Raw genomic sequence first — 16,337 nt, 5'->3', positions numbered from 1 at the left:
CCTCCTTAAATTGTGTACTTTATACTATCTTAATCTCTTACTCTTACATGGATCCTAACAGTCTCGGAAGGAACATGGTCAGCGGCTCCCAGAATGTTGTAATCATCAGTGTAATAAACATCGGGATCAGAAACTGTACCGTATATTTCAGTGCAGTTTCAAATTTATTACCGGTCGCCTTCGCTGTTACAAACAACGCTGGTGCCATCGGCGGAGTGATTAATCCAAGTGTTACATTCAGTACGGCCATAACACCCATCTGAACATAGCTCATACCAAGAGCCGTTGCCAGATTCATAAGAAGCGGTGCCACCATAATCAAAATCTGCATGGAACCAATAAAGCAGCCCAGGAATAATAACATTGCATTTAATACTAAAAGAATGATGATTTTATTTCCTAAGGACATCAGAAGAGTTGTCATAAAACCAATCAGACCACTGGTTACAATTACCCAGTTAAATACAAGACCGGTTGCACACAGACACATGGACATACCCGCGCTGGCTAATGTATCCTTTAATGCCTTTGTCAGCATCTTAAAGCTGAAACGTTTTAAGCAGATAGCCAGGATGACGCAATACATAGCTGCTACAACGGAACACTCTGTAGGAGTAAAGATACCGGTCATAATGCCAAGTACCAGGATAGCCGGGCCACCCAGTGCCGGAAGTGATGTATACAGAGAGTGGAATCGCTCGCCCCAGGATGCCTTCGGTGCCCGCGGGCAGGCAATGTGCTGGGTTTTCACTGCAATCGGAATCCAGATCATCATGGCCACGCCCATCAGGACACCCGGTCCCATACCAGCCTGGAACATAGCCAGTGTGGAGGTCTGGCTTAAGAATGCCCAGACAACGAAGTTGATGGACGGCGGAATAATCGGTCCGATACCTGCGGATGCTGCCGTTACTGCTACTGAGAAGTCTGGATCGTATCCGGCTTTTGACATCGCACTTACCTCAATGGTTCCAAGTCCTCCGGCATCTGCCAGAGCGGAACCGGACATTCCGGCAAATACCATGGAAGATAATACATTGGCATGTGCAAGTCCTCCCGGGAGATGACCGATCCATTTTTCAAACATTCCAAATAGTCGGTCCGTTAGTCCCACTTCATTCATAAAGCATCCTACAAAGAGGAATGCCGGTAATGCCAGCATGTTGAAATCAGCCAGGGAGTTTGCTGTTTTCTGTGCAAACATAACAAATGATTGATGGTTAAATACAATGAATTCAAACGCTGAAGCCAGCATTGCGTATGCAATCGGTACTTCCAGAAGAATTAATACCACAAAGGTGATAAAATAGACGGCTAAATAGGGATCCAGATTAGTCAAGAAGACCGCCTCCTTCCTTTTCTACCGGTACACAGATGGATTCATCTCCGGTAATTACAAATGCGATTGCCTTATATGCAGACATTACCAGCATAATCACTCCCATCACCAGAACCGGCAATGCATAGTAATAACCCTTGCTGATAGGAAGTCCTCCAACGGGAGGCATCTTCTTCTGCATCTGAAACAGCTGCCAGGATGCCGGAATATAAACCCAGCTTATCACAACAATCAAAAAGTTCGTAAATGTAAACATTCCTCTGCGAAATGCCTTTGGCATACGGTTCATGATAAACTCCAGAACTGCATGACCATTGTCCCAATAAACGGTACACCATCCAAGACACATGGACCATATCATCAACGCTGTTACACATTCATCAATTCCGTATATAGGGTGCTTAAATATAAAACGCATCAATACCTGAAGGAACAATAGTGCCATAAAAGCGAATATCATGTATCCGGTAAATACTTCCACCACACTATTCGCTTTATCCATAGCCTTACCAATTGAATAGATACTTTTCTTCATACTCTAATTGCCGCGCTTCGCTGCTGCGAATACGTACTCTCCTTCCTTTAAAATTAATTTCTATCATATAATGTCATGTGCTATAAGGGGTTCCTGGTTTTCTCTGCTCTGGCCGACCTATCCATTCAAATACTCGTCCAGATCCCCTTATATTATAACACCTTCAAAGACATCATATATCGTTATGTTATTTTTACCATACTTTGATTCATTTTGCAAGTATAAATTTATTTTTCATCGTCGCTTTTTATATTATCATAGGTTTTCTCCTTTCTTTTTTGTAAATTTTGCCAACTTTTGATTCATTTGCGTTATTATACGCAAAAAGTGGAACTCTCTCCTTCGTTGGAGAGCAGTTCCACTTTCATCTTATAACATTATATAATCTTTTGATGTCTCTCATTCTAACACTGCATCTTTTTATTGTCAAGCCTCTCTTTTAAAAAAACAAGAATAAAAAATAGGAGGTTCATGCTTCCCAACAAAAAGCTAAAGAGAATCAAGAATTCCGGGTAAAACAGATCGCACAGCTTCCCCCCTGCCATGTTTGCACATACGGTTCCGATCACACTGCTGATGGTTAGACCAATGGAAATACTAAAGCTTTTCAGACGTTCATCCGATGTTTCCGCAAAACACTCTACGCTGGCACTCATATAAAGGGCAAAACTGACGGACTGAAGAATCTGCCCCAGATAAAGAGACCACTCACCCGAAAAAAGCTGAAAGCAAATCGGACGAAGCAGGTTTGTGCCCAAAGCTGCTGCCATCCCCCAGAGGGCCGGATAGGTTTTCTTTTTTCCAATATAGGCTAACAAAAGCAGACTCAAAAACTCTACTGCAGCTCCTATTCCACAAACATTTCCAAATAATTCCGCATCTCCTCCACGCTCCGCAATAATCAATGACAGGAAGCTGCCAACTGGCCGATGACTGAACCAATAAAGAGTGCTTATTGTTAAACAAAACAAAAAACGACGGCTTTTTACCAATTGCTGAAACGCCTGAACAAACGAAAGACTTTTCTCTGCCTCCCCTTTCTTTCGATGATTGCCAAGCCTGGTATCCGGAAGCAGGATGAGAAATGGAATCATCATAAGAAATAAAAGAATCTGCATCTGAAAATAACGATTCCATCCCCAGTGTTTGAAATAAAATCCTCCAATCACTGACATCACTGCAAATCCAATGGAACCACCGGCACGAATCCGGCTGTATATCAATCCCGGATAACTTTCCTTACTTAAATTAACCCAGGCATCCATCAGCTGACTAAAGGGATAGGCCAATCCGGCTGCCAGAACCAGCCCCGGCAGAAGCAGCCATGACTGGTTCATGAATTTTGTGCAAAAAGCACACACCATTGATACGATACCGATACAAACTAAAAGGTATCTTCTGGTGGGCAGAAATGTATCTGTTATATAGCCTCCCACCGGTTCCATCAAAAGATTGGCCAAAAATGTCAAACTGGTAATAATTCCGCAGACTGTGGCGCTATAGCCCTGCTCTGTTAAAAACAAAACGATGAAACTCGAAAAGACACAATAGACCGCATAATAAATAAAATATGCCGAAAAAAACAGAACGGTACAGCTCCTTTTCCCTTTCACTAATGTATCTTTTCCCGCCCCAGTCATAACAAAACCAAAGGAATAACCGCCAGCGATAATCTCTGATTAAAAATACAGTTTCCATCCTGCCAGCCTTCCTCGTAAAAGCAAGCAATCGCATCCTTTCCTGCAAGATCCGATGCTCCCCCTTCTTCTGCTATCATAAGTCCATCGTTCCATGTAACACCATCATCTTTACTAAGCCGAATCGTGAGCTTCTGACGAGCGTCAAGACTCCAGCGAACAGATTCTCCCTGTTTCTGCCGTTCCAGCGCCGGTTCATCTCCATAGGCACAATTAACAAAAGCCATCTTCCCATCTGACAGTGACAAAAGAGCGCCTCCACAGATTGGATCCGGAAGTTCTTGATTTAACCAGGGTTCTCCCCAGCGTATAGTATCTTCCCCATCTATCTCTTTTTTGCTTTCGCAAAAAGCTCTTCTTCTGACTCCCGGAATTTCATGGCGCATGGTTGCAAGCAGTGTTCCATCACTCCGTTCTGCCACGGAGCTTTCTGTGGGATCGCCAACCCCGTTTCCCGCCGGAACTACACTGCTGCATCTCCATGTTTTTCCTTGATCCTGACTGGATAGACATGCAAAACAAGCTGGGAGATGGGCATTTTCCCCACGGCTCAGCCACAATGGAAGTATCAGTGTCCCATCTTTTTTGCTTATTCCATGACCAGGTGCAATCGCCCACAATGTAACCGGCCATTCTTTCCGGAATCCGTCAATCAGGGATGACAACTCCCTTTCCGTTCCAAATGAAACACCATTATCATCGCTTTCTTTCAAAAATAATCTCTTATAATCCTGACACCAGAAAAAATAGAGCTTTCCCTCCGCTGCTGCTATTAACAAGGGATTATGAATCAGCTCATCGTCTTTGGGAGAAACCATCGTAACCCGCTCGCCGATTGGCTCTATCGTTTCACCTATCATGCGATATCTTCTTAAAAACAGAGTTCGGCTGTTTCCTCCATCTTTTCTTCCTTCATAGGTCAGGAGCAAATCCCCATTGGAGGCTGTCACGATTCCCGGTACGCGATAGGAATCAAAACCATGCTCATTATTTTCTTCTACCACAATCCGGGGATATTTTTTTTCTGCCATATGGTCCTCCTATCTTACTTCTCCAGTGAAAAAGAACAGTCATATTGTTTTACATATTTATCCATTCCGGAGGCTGAATATAATACCATCGTACAGCAGCTGCCAAAATCACCGGTACGCACTACGACTTTGGCCTTCTGCATCGTTTCCGTTAAGCGATCCTGGCTGATGGTTCCGCCAGGCAGCTGCGGCAGCTGCGACTGAATCTTTTGATACATAGCATCATTATACTGGGGCATTAACTCAAACACTTCGTAACGCTCTGCCACCAGGTCGTTCATGATTGCGCACATCGTCTGTTCAAGGGTTGGAACTCCTCTTATCAGTGACACATCAATTACATTGCAGCCATCCGGAATCGGCATATTAGCATCGCAAATCACAATTGCATCCTTATGGCGGGCCGTGGCTAATGCATATCCAAGCTCTGCGTTAATCACCGTGTTCTTAATCATATACTACTTCCTCCTTTTTGCAGCATTATGTTATATAATGTCATTACGTTATATGATAAGTATAGAGGAAAGAACAAAAAAGTCAATGCTTTCGATAAAATATGGCATAAAAAGAACGGACTCTGTCACATCTTGTACAGAATCCGTTCTTTTTCAATTTTTTATGAACTAAATATTCTTAAACAAGTCACAAAAATCAAAGGTCGCAAAATAATCCTTCGGTGTCTCTGCCCGGCGGATCATCTCCACGGAACCATCCTCTTTCAGGAGCAGTTCAGCCGAGCGCAGCTTTCCGTTGTAGTTGTAACCCATCGAAAAACCATGTGCGCCGGTATCATGGATGACAAGGATATCGCCCATATCGATCTTCGGAAGCATCCGGTCAATCGCAAATTTATCATTGTTCTCGCACAGGGAACCAGTTACATCGTATTTGTGGTCGCACGGCTCGTTCTCTTTTCCCATGACCGTGATGTGATGGTATGCGCCGTACATCGCCGGGCGCATCAGGTTGACTGCACACGCGTCCACACCGATATACTCTTTGTAGGTGTGTTTCTCATGGATTGCCGTTGTCACAAGGCAGCCATACGGCGCCAGCATGAAACGTCCCATCTCTGTATAAAGCGCTACATCGCCCATGCCAGCCGGAACCAGAACTTCCTCATAAACCTTGCGGACGCCCTCGCCGATTGCAAAGATATCGTTCGGCTCCTGATCCGGGCGGTAAGGAATGCCAACGCCACCAGACAGGTTGATAAATTTAATATCTGCGCCGGTCTCTTCTTTCAGCTTGACCGCTACCTCAAATAATACCTTCGCAAGCATCGGATAATACTCATTTGTAACCGTATTGCTTGCAAGGAAGGCATGGATACCGAAATGTTTCGCACCTTTTGCTTTCAACACCTTGAATGCCTCAAATAGTTGCTCGGTTGTCATACCGTATTTCGCATCGCCTGGGTTGTCCATGATATCATTGCTGATCTTGAACAGTCCGCCCGGATTGTAACGGCAGCTGATCGTCTCCGGAATATAACCGATCGTCTTCTCCAGGAAATCAATGTGCGTAAAATCATCAAGGTTGATGATCGCGCCCAGTTCGGCAGCCATCTTGAATTCCTCCGGCGGTGTATCGTTGGAGGAGAACATGATCTTCTCGCCATCGTACTTCATCGCCTTTGCCATCATAAGCTCTGTCAGCGAAGAGCAGTCCACGCCGCATCCAAGTTTCTTTAAAATATCAATTACAAATGGGTTCGGTGTTGCCTTTACAGCAAAATACTCTCTGAATCCCTTGTTCCAGGAAAATGCACGCATCAGGCGCTCGCCATTCTCGCGGATTCCCTTTTCATCATACAGGTGGAACGGTGTCGGGTATGTTTTCTTGATCTCCTCCAGCTGCTCCCGTGTTACAAATGGTTTCTTCTCCACTTTTACATCCTCCGAACTAAAATCTACATATAAAACTTAAAAGTCTGGACTACCGGGAACATACACTACTCCCGGCACGCCCAGACTCCTTTGTCCTGCTACTATTTATACACCAAAAACCGTGTTTTATCAACTGATTTCCCGAAAACCGCCCACAAATGGGCGGTATTTGTTACTGTTCACGCATACGTGCCCAGTAACGGAATTTGCCGTGGCTTCGCATTTAAATACGGCAAATTCCTGCTGCCACCACGTTTTCTTACGGCACTTTCGGTTCCAAAAGTGCCTACCTGTGAACAGTAACTGGTATTTTTCTCCTTTTCTCCGCCAGAACACAACCTCCGGACAAATTGAATCATTTTCCAGATACATCTATGAACCGGTCACAGATTCAGGCGCAGAATCCGGTCTCTACTCTACCACCATTACACGCATGATATTCGTATCGGCTACCGGTTCATGACGGTTGGCACGTGTCACCACACCCGCAGTTGCAACCACAATTTCACCCTCTTTGACGATACCTTTCTCTTTCAGCAGTTCCACCGATGCAAATAAGAGTGCATCCGTCGATTCAGCGCGTTTTGCATGGAACGGCTTAACACCCCAGTAGAGCTGCATCTGGCGGACAGCCGTCATGCTCGGGGAAAGTCCCGCGATCAATGCTTTCGGACGCCATTTCGAAAGCATTCTCGTCGTAAATCCGCTGACACTCGGAGCCACAATGACCGGCGCTTCCAGATCGGAGGCGGTCGCTACGGATGAATAGCATACCGTATTAGATATATTTCGAAGATTTTCTGCCGATACCTTTCTTCTCTGGTAGAACATATAATCCAGATATTTCTCCGACTCCTCGGCGATCTGGCTCATCATGCGGACTGCCTCGATCGGGTAACTTCCCATCGCCGTTTCTCCGGACAGCATGACCGCATCGGTTCCCTCGTACACTGCATTCGCCACATCCGATACCTCGGCACGCGTCGGACGCGGGTTGCGGATCATTGAATCGAGCATCTGGGTCGCCGTGATAACGACCTTGCACGCCAGGTTACATTTGCGGATGATCATCTTCTGGATGTGCGGAACTTTCTCTGCCGGAATCTCCACGCCCATATCGCCCCGGGCTACCATGATGCCGTCGCTCGCCTCAATGATGGAATCAATATTTTCAATTCCTTCTTCATTCTCGATTTTCGCGATAATCTGCATGGCAGAACCTTTTTCATCCAGAATCTCCCGGATCTCGCGGATCGCATCGGCATTGCGGACAAACGAAGCCGCCACAAAATCAAAGCCTGCATCCACGCCGAAACGAATGTCTTCCTTATCTTTATCGGTCAGTGCCGGAAGCTTGACACGTACCCCTGGTACATTGACACCCTTCTTCTCGCCCAGCTCGCCTCCATTTTCAATCCGGCAGACGATATCTGTTCCATTGACCTTCCGCACGTGCAGCTCGATCAGACCATCGTCAATCAGAATGCGGTCACCCGGCTTTACATCCTCCGCCAGCCCCGCATAGTTGATGTAGCCGCGTGTCTCATCACCCACGATCTCCTCGGTCGTCAGCGTATACAGATCGCCCTCTTTCAGCGTCACTTTCTTTCCATCTTTTAATTTGCCGGTACGGATTTCCGGTCCCTTGGTATCCAGAAGCGATGCGATCGGAATCCCCAGCTCCTCGCGCACACTCTCCAGAATCTCCAGACGATGTTTATGCTCCGCATGATCGCCATGCGAAAAGTTAAAACGTGCGACATCCATGCCATTTAACGCCAACTCCTTCATAATCTCCCGGTTATCGGTGTTTGGTCCCATTGTGCAGACAATCTTTGTCTTTTTCATTCTGTCATTCCTCCTCATATTCTGTCATTTATCGAGATTTTTCCCATCAGTGAATCATTTATAACCTCTTTTGTATGCTTCATCCAACCTATTTAAATCCCCTGCTAAAAAAACAATCCACCGCTTGGTTCTATTTAGAATCTTTCAATTCTTCTTCGGTCACGTGTTTATGCGTATACAGATGATCCATGCAATATTCCAGATTTCCCGCACACTTCGAACAATAGCGGAATTCCAGGTTCGGATCATCCTTCTCGGTGCGTCCGCAGACTGCACATTTATGATGCGTCAGCGAAATTTTCTGAATCTGCGCTTTCTGCATCTCGTTTTTGAACTTCTGCTTGCGGACCGCCTCTTTCGGGCTGATCTTCCGGTAGTTACGCGTCATCAGGAAGAAAATGATAAAATTGAGCATCGAAACAACAATCTCAATTTTCGCGATAATGCCACCCGTTAAGAAACTGTAGACCAGAAGCGCTCCATACATCATTCCGAGGTATTTCGCCCGGATCGGAATAAAAATCAGAAGGAACTGCATCTCCGGGAAAGTGCAGGCAAACGCCAGAAACAGCGATTCATTTAAGTAATACGGGGACATCGGCACCGAAAAGCCGGTCACACCATACACCAGGAATGCCGCAATGATGTGTCCCAGCACGCCCATAAAGAAAAACATATTAAATCGGAAGGTTCCCCACACGCGCTCCAGCGTCGATCCAATCGAATAATAGAGATACATCGCGAGCAGCGCAAAGAGGACGCCCGACTGAGGCGGGCATACGAGAAAGGTCACGATTCTCCATACCTGTCCCCGCAGGATCGCCGCTGCATCAAGCGCCAGATACTGCACGTAAAAATACGGATTAAACAGGCTCATCACAAATCCAGCCGCATACATCATGATGATATAGTACATCAGATTCGGGATCGCAAACCGGCCGAATTTGCGCTCTAATTTTCTAAAAAAATTCATAATTCACATCCTTTGCCGTTTTCCTTTCATTATAGAGAGCGGCGGATTCTTTGTCAAATTATATTCTCGCTTCCACCACGTTATCTTACGGCACATTCGGTTCCAAAAGTGCCTGCCTGCGATCGGTAACGGCTGCATTCCAACTCAGAAAAAGCGGTATTTTCCACGCAGAAAATGCCTTTCCTTGTACAGGAACACCCTCCTCCCATTATGCGCGATATTAACAAATTTTGCACATTTTTAGCATCTTTTTAACGCACCCTACCGATTGTTTTCTTCCTTATTCTATGTTAAAGTATAGCCGAATACATGTGTAATACAAAGGAGGGAAGGGGCACTGCCCCGATTGTACATGAATTCCTGTAAAAAATTAGGAATCGACATCGGTTCCACAACGGTTAAAGTATCTATTATTGAAGACGGCGGTAAGCTTCTTTTCGCCGATTATAAACGTCATTTTGCAAACATACAGGAGACGCTCGCGGACCTGCTCCGTGAGGGTGAAGAGAAACTTGGCGCACTGACCGTTGAGCCGGTCATCACTGGTTCTGGCGGTTTAACACTTTCTAAGCATCTGGGCATTCCATTTGTCCAGGAGGTTGTGGCGGTTGCCACATCCCTGAAGGATTATGCCCCGCAGACCGACGTTGCCATCGAGCTTGGCGGCGAGGATGCGAAAATTATTTATTTTACCGGCGGCATCGACCAGCGTATGAACGGAATCTGCGCCGGAGGCACCGGCTCTTTTATTGATCAGATGGCTTCGCTGCTTCAGACGGACGCATCCGGTCTTAATGAGTACGCGAAAAATTACAAGGCAATCTATCCGATCGCGGCGCGCTGCGGCGTTTTCGCCAAGACGGATATCCAGCCTCTCATCAACGAAGGCGCAACCAAAGAGGATCTGTCCGCCTCCATTTTCCAGGCGGTTGTCAACCAGACCATCAGCGGTCTGGCATGCGGCAAGCCGATCCGCGGCAATGTTGCGTTTCTCGGTGGACCGCTTCATTTCCTCTCGGAGCTGCGCGCGGCATTTATCCGCACCCTGAATCTGGGGGCGGACCAGATCATTGCCCCGGATCACTCGCATCTGTTTGCGGCGATCGGCGCGGCGATGAACTCTGATCCGAAGACAACTGCCAGCCTGCACGATCTGATCGAACGGCTTTCCCACGGCATCAAGATGGATTTCGAGGTAAAGCGGATGGAACCCCTCTTTACTGATGAAGCTGACTATGAAAAATTCAGAACCCGCCATGCAAGTCATGACGTCAAAAAAGGTGATTTAGCGACCTACGAAGGCAACTGCTACCTCGGCATTGACGCCGGTTCCACCACAACCAAGGTGGCGCTTGTCGGCGAGGACGGCTCTCTTCTATACCGCTTCTACAGCAACAACAACGGCAGCCCGCTGGCGACGGCGATCCGCGCGATGCAGGAGATCCACGACCAGCTTCCTGAGAAAGCACAGATCGCTTATTCCTGCTCCACCGGTTACGGTGAAGCGCTCTTAAAATCTGCCCTGATGCTGGATGAGGGCGAGGTCGAGACGATCTCCCACTACTACGCAGCGGCGGCATTTGAGCCGGATGTAGACTGCATCCTTGATATCGGCGGTCAAGATATGAAATGCATCAAGATCAAGGACGGCACCGTAGACAGCGTACAGCTCAACGAAGCTTGTTCGTCCGGCTGCGGCTCCTTTATCGAGACATTTGCTAAATCCTTAAATTACAGCGTACAGGATTTTGCCAAGGAGGCACTCTTTGCCAAAAATCCGACCGACCTCGGTACCCGCTGTACTGTTTTCATGAACTCTAACGTCAAACAGGCGCAGAAAGAGGGCGCTTCCGTCGCAGATATTTCTGCCGGACTGGCTTACTCCGTCATCAAAAACGCCCTGTTTAAGGTTATCAAGATTACCAACGCCTCCGATCTCGGAAAACACGTGGTCGTACAGGGCGGTACCTTCTATAACGATGCGGTTCTCCGCAGTTTTGAGAAGATCTCCGGCTGTGAGGCAGTCCGCCCGGACATTGCCGGTATCATGGGTGCCTACGGCGCGGCTCTGATTGCCCGTGAGCGCTACGATGCTTCCAAGACGACCACGATGCTGCCGATCGACAAGATCTTAAGCCTGACCTACAAGACGACGATGGCACGCTGCCAGGGTTGTACAAACCACTGCGTCCTGACGATCAACCGTTTCGATGGCGGACGTCAGTTCGTGACCGGAAACCGCTGTGAGCGCGGACTGGGCGGCAACAAACAGAAAAAAGACATTCCGAACTTATTCGACTATAAATACCACCGTATGTTCGATTATGAACCGCTGACCGCCGATCTGGCGCCGCGCGGTACCGTCGGCATCCCACGTGTCCTGAATATGTATGAAAACTACCCGTTCTGGGCAGTCTTCTTCAGGGAACTGGGGTACCGCACCGTTCTGTCCCCGAAATCGACAAGACAGATCTACGAACTTGGTATTGAATCAATCCCGAGCGAATCCGAGTGCTACCCGGCAAAACTCGCGCACGGTCATATCGAATGGCTGATCCGCCAGGGACTGACCTACATTTTCTATCCGTGCGTTCCTTACGAGCGCAACGAAACCCCGGAAGCGGGAAATCACTACAACTGCCCGATGGTCACATCCTACGCGGAAAACATCAAAAACAACGTAGAATCCCTGACGGATCACAAGGTACATTTCCGGAATCCGTTTATGGCATTTACAAATGAGGAAATCCTGACAAAACGTCTGGTCGAAGAATTTACCAGGGATCAGTCGATCCCGGAGAAAGAGATCCGCGCCGCCGCTCACAAGGCATGGCAGGAACTCATCGCCTCCCGTCAGGATATGGAAAAGAAGGGCGAGGAAGTCATCGCCTGGTTAAAAGAAACCGGACACCACGGCATCGTGCTGGCAGGCAGACCGTACCATGTAGATCCGGAGATCAACCATGGCATTCCGGAACTCATCACTTCCTACGGTTTTGCCGTGCTGACCGAGGACTCCGTCTCCCATTTAGGACGCGTTGACCGTCCGCTGATCGTCACCGACCAGTGGATGTACCACTCCCGCCTCTACGAGGCAGCTTCCTATGTGAAGACACAGCCAAACCTGGATCTGATCCAGCTCAACTCCTTCGGATGCGGTCTGGACGCAGTTACTACTGATCAGGTCAATGATATTCTGACCCGCTCCGGCAAAATTTATACGCTGCTCAAGATCGACGAGGTCAACAACCTCGGCGCCGCACGTATCCGTGTGCGCTCCCTGATCGCCGCAATCCGTGTGCGCGAGATGCGCCACTACCATAAACCGATCGTTTCCAGCGCATACAGCCGTGTTTATTTCACGAAGGAAATGAAGAAAAACTACACAATCCTCTGCCCGCAGATGTCGCCGATCCATTTCGACCTCATCGAACCGGCAGTCCGAAGCTGTGGTTACAACCTGGAGGTACTGCAGAACTCCGACCGTACCGCTGTCGACACAGGACTTAAGTACGTCAACAACGACGCCTGCTACCCGTCCCTGATCGTGGTTGGTCAGATCATGGATGCGCTGCTCTCCGGCAAATACGACTTAGAGCACACAGCCGTTATCATGAGCCAGACCGGCGGCGGCTGCCGTGCTTCCAACTATATCGGCTTTATCCGCCGTGCCTTAGAGCGCGCCGGTATGCCGCAGATTCCGGTTATCTCGTTAAATGCCAACGGCATGGAGACGAATCCGGGCTTTAAAATCACCCTGCCGCTTCTTACCAAAGCAATGCAGGCGGTTGTCTACGGCGACCTCTTCATGCGTGTTCTCTATGCGACCCGCCCATACGAAGCAAAAGCCGGCTCCGCCAACGCCCTGCATGAGAAATGGAAAGCAATCTGCATCAAATCACTGCAGAAACGTTCTTTATCCATGGCAGAGTTTAACCGCAACATCCGCGGTATTGTTCATGACTTCGACGAACTTCCAAGACGCAATGTCCAAAAACCGAGGGTTGGCATTGTCGGCGAGATCCTGGTAAAATTCTCCCCGTTAGCAAACAACCACGTGGTAGAGCTTCTGGAAGCCGAGGGTGCCGAGGCTGTAATGCCGGATCTGCTTGATTTCCTGCTTTACTGCTTCTACAACAGCAACTTCAAAGCCGACAATCTGGGCGGCAAACGTTCCACCGCACACCTGTGCAACATGGGAATCTCCCTGCTGGAGTATTTCCGCCGCACCTGCCGCCGCGAACTGGAACGCAGCACACATTTCCTTCCGCCTGCACGGATTCAGGATCTGGCGTCGATGGCGAAGCATTACGTTTCCCTCGGCAATCAGACCGGCGAGGGATGGTTCCTGACCGGCGAGATGCTGGAACTGATTCACAGCGGCACGACGAACATCATCTGCACCCAGCCGTTCGGCTGCCTGCCGAACCACATCGTCGGAAAAGGCGTCATCAAGGAACTGCGCGCCAGCCATCCAGAGGCGAATATCATCGCCGTAGACTACGATCCGGGTGCCAGTGAAGTCAATCAGTTGAATCGTATCAAACTGATGCTTTCCACCGCACAGAAGAACCTGTCAGAAGGGAAAAAAGATTCGAGAATTGGATGATTTTGGATAAAATTTCCAGCTGACTTTTAAAGATGTCTGTGCTATAATAAATTTATATGGAGTTTAAGATAGGCTATGGATTCCATAGCCTATCTTCTATATAGGGGAACAAAAAGACAGACTAAAAGGAGATCTCAGGATGAAATCAAAATTATTCCTCTGCGCGGCTCTGGCTGCGGCTCTCTACGTGACGCCGTCTTATGCAGCTGATTATTCCGCACAGGTTGTGAGTTTTTCTCAGGAGGACCCGGACAACCTCTCCATCGAGCTGACCGGCTCCAAAGTAATTACCGACGATTTTTCATTCAAACTTCCATCCCAGGCATTTTCGAGACTCATCATGGTTCCGAGCGGGGATTCCTACGAGGTATATGAAAAAACAGCCTATGAAGCCAACGGAGGCGGACTTCTCTTCCGCATTCTCGCATTTGAGGACACGCATTACCGCGATTTAAACGGCTGCACCATCTTAGGCTTCTGCGGCAACAAGATCTTCATTCTGGATCCGCACTACGACGAGCAGTATGCCAGCGACAGCGAAGAATATACACAATGCAAAGAAATCGTGACCTCGATCAAGAAGAGTTTCATTTCCTATATCAAAGACGCCGGGACGGTTGAGTAGCATCGAATCGAATATAAATATGCAAAAAGAACGTCAAATTCTAAGTTTTTCGCTTGGGTTTGACGTTCTTTTTTACTTTAAACTCTTCTATTTTTGGCTCTTCTATTTTCGTCTTTGTGCCATAGAGGTCCCTTACAAGACCGCTGATGGTCGTGTACTGGCTTCTACGCAGGTAACGGACTGCCAGCATAGAAGAAACAACCGCGCCGATCGCCCATGCTGTATCATACCAGCCTGCCGACAGCCCCACGGTAAAAGCGTTCTCCGCGATACCGATCGTCGAAGCGCCGCCGATCGCCAGACCCGCGATACTAGCTGCCACGACAAACGCATTATTTTTTCCTTTATATAAAAGGAAGTTCTCTGAATCCTTTTTCTGGCTGTAAGACACATAGATACTGATGCCAAACAGCAGAAGCACCTATAAAATAACAATTAGCAGCGGAATATTCATTACTTCGCGCCTCCATTTTCCTCTGCCTCGCGGCAAATACGCTCGTAGGCTTCCTTTGTCTGCGGGAGCACGCTTCCGCCGTACGGAATTACATATACATCTTTTCCGTTAAAGTCTACCTCTGCCAGCAGATCCTTCATATCTTTAAACGATCTTACGCCCATATCCCGAACCAGCTCCGGCTCCATGGAAGACAGAAGCAGCGTCTTCGAACGACGGATGGACTCGCAGGCTGCGTAGAAAATATAGCCGCCGATGGTGAAAGACGCACGCAGTGCCTCATCCAGGCATCCCTTAGAGAGAGGCTTAATCCAGTCGAAGAAATCCCTGGAACCGCTTCCCTCCGGGCATTCCGCCAGCATAATGAGTGTACCGCCCTCTTTGACCGCTCTCGATGCGTTAAACAGCGTCTTGGTGGACTGATAAAAATTCAGATCTTTCGGGAAACCGCCGCAGCTTGCAATTACGACATCTGCCTGATAGTCGATCGGCAGTCCGTATCCCTTCTGTACATAACTGCAGCTTGCCTGCCATGCCTTGTCAAACTCACCACAGAATAAACCGCTGTGGCGGGAAGACGTATCTACCACGATATTGATACCGAATGTAACATGTACCATGGCACCTGCCTCGCGCATATCCAGGTTGATCGGGTTGTTCTCCACCAGACCGCTGCCGACACGCACATCCGTCATCGGTTTCTCCGGATCCAGCGCACGCTCATGGTTCATGCGGATCGTCTCACGGGAAGCAATACCTGGAACGATGCTCTTTCTTCCGCCGCCGTAGCCTGCCATCAGATGGTGCACCGTACCGCCGATGCAGATGACCTTTCTGCCGACTGCCAGCGGATTGACCGATACACGCGTTCCGAAGGACGTCGTACCGATGTATACCAGATCCGGCGCATCGCAGTCATGGTCAGTCACGCTCGCTACATGGTCGTAGACAAACTCGCTTGCAAGTTTTCTGCGGTCCTCCGCCGTATTCTTGCGGTGTGTTCCCAGTGCAACCACAACCGCAATCTGGTCATATCCCACGCCCATCTCATCGTGCAGATATTTTACCAGAAGCTCGCAAATCACGTCCTGACGCATCCAGAAACGCATCATATCACTGATCACGATCGTAACCGGATCGGTCGGTGCAATCAATTTCTTTAACGGCTTCGTGCCAATCACACCATCCGTCACACAATGCAGAAATTCTGCTTTTATATCTTCAATGACCCGCATTTTATTTTCATACAGGTATTTTACACTCTTCGCACCGTCAATCTCAAAATCGACCGCCGACGTTCCGTACTTTAAATGTACTTGCTCCATTGTCTTTCTCCT

General features: G+C 48.2%; 12 protein-coding genes. 2 read left to right on the top strand and 10 right to left on the bottom strand.

Translation table 11 applies throughout. From position 1 onward, the window contains the following. Window positions 1-43: 43 nt before the first annotated feature. The 8 genes from DWZ45_RS04730 to DWZ45_RS04695 form a co-directional block, all read right to left on the bottom strand. The gene (locus DWZ45_RS04730) at window positions 44-1,339 is read right to left on the bottom strand and encodes a TRAP transporter large permease (RefSeq protein ID WP_118467911.1); all 1,296 of its coding nucleotides are present in this window, start codon (window positions 1,337-1,339) and stop codon (window positions 44-46) included. Next, a complete protein-coding gene (locus DWZ45_RS04725) occupies window positions 1,332-1,784 on the bottom strand; it encodes a TRAP transporter small permease subunit (RefSeq protein WP_270224273.1) in 453 nt (150 codons plus the stop codon). Before DWZ45_RS04725 ends, DWZ45_RS04730 begins: the two co-directional genes overlap by 8 nt. 494 nt (window positions 1,785-2,278) lie before the next feature. After that, complete coding sequence (locus DWZ45_RS04720) at window positions 2,279-3,514, bottom strand: MFS transporter (RefSeq protein ID WP_118467907.1); 1,236 nt, start codon at window positions 3,512-3,514, stop codon at window positions 2,279-2,281. Further along, complete coding sequence (locus DWZ45_RS04715; RefSeq protein ID WP_118467905.1) at window positions 3,511-4,602, bottom strand: sialidase family protein; 1,092 nt, start codon at window positions 4,600-4,602, stop codon at window positions 3,511-3,513. The genes DWZ45_RS04720 and DWZ45_RS04715 overlap by 4 nt, the downstream gene beginning before the upstream one ends. Before the next feature lie 14 nt (window positions 4,603-4,616). After that, on the bottom strand, window positions 4,617-5,057 hold the full coding sequence (locus DWZ45_RS04710; protein WP_118467903.1) for an RbsD/FucU domain-containing protein: 441 nt from the start codon (window positions 5,055-5,057) through the stop codon (window positions 4,617-4,619). A gap of 168 nt (window positions 5,058-5,225) precedes the next feature. Further along, the gene (locus DWZ45_RS04705) at window positions 5,226-6,491 is read right to left on the bottom strand and encodes a diaminopimelate decarboxylase (RefSeq protein ID WP_118467901.1); all 1,266 of its coding nucleotides are present in this window, start codon (window positions 6,489-6,491) and stop codon (window positions 5,226-5,228) included. A gap of 411 nt (window positions 6,492-6,902) precedes the next feature. Further along, window positions 6,903-8,357: a pyruvate kinase gene (gene pyk / locus DWZ45_RS04700; protein WP_279220376.1), complete on the bottom strand. Its 1,455-nt coding sequence runs from the start codon at window positions 8,355-8,357 to the stop codon at window positions 6,903-6,905. Window positions 8,358-8,469: 112 nt separating this feature from the next. After that, a complete protein-coding gene (locus DWZ45_RS04695) occupies window positions 8,470-9,312 on the bottom strand; it encodes a hypothetical protein (protein ID WP_118467897.1) in 843 nt (280 codons plus the stop codon). A 352-nt stretch (window positions 9,313-9,664) separates the two neighbouring features. On the opposite strand from DWZ45_RS04695, the gene DWZ45_RS04690 reads away from it, so the two are divergent. Both DWZ45_RS04690 and DWZ45_RS04685 read left to right on the top strand, forming a co-directional pair. Beyond that, window positions 9,665-13,921, top strand: a complete 4,257-nt coding sequence (locus DWZ45_RS04690) for a 2-hydroxyacyl-CoA dehydratase (protein ID WP_118467895.1) — start codon at window positions 9,665-9,667, stop codon at window positions 13,919-13,921. A gap of 139 nt (window positions 13,922-14,060) precedes the next feature. Further along, on the top strand, window positions 14,061-14,546 hold the full coding sequence (locus DWZ45_RS04685) for a hypothetical protein (RefSeq protein WP_107000334.1): 486 nt from the start codon (window positions 14,061-14,063) through the stop codon (window positions 14,544-14,546). A gap of 40 nt (window positions 14,547-14,586) precedes the next feature. Here the strand turns inward: DWZ45_RS04685 and DWZ45_RS14645 are convergent, their stop codons facing one another. Together DWZ45_RS14645 and larA are read right to left on the bottom strand one after the other, a co-directional pair. After that, window positions 14,587-14,868, bottom strand: a complete 282-nt coding sequence (locus DWZ45_RS14645) for a hypothetical protein (RefSeq protein WP_243017779.1) — start codon at window positions 14,866-14,868, stop codon at window positions 14,587-14,589. Window positions 14,869-14,999: 131 nt separating this feature from the next. Next, window positions 15,000-16,325, bottom strand: coding sequence for a nickel-dependent lactate racemase (gene larA / locus DWZ45_RS04675; RefSeq protein ID WP_118467893.1), 1,326 nt, complete (start codon window positions 16,323-16,325; stop codon window positions 15,000-15,002). Window positions 16,326-16,337 lie beyond the last annotated feature (12 nt).

The sequence above is a fragment of the Clostridium sp. AF32-7AC genome (genome assembly GCF_003477925.1).
Classification (GTDB): domain Bacteria; phylum Bacillota; class Clostridia; order Lachnospirales; family Lachnospiraceae; genus Otoolea; species Otoolea fessa.
This window is presented reverse-complemented; position numbering and strand designations above follow the sequence as displayed.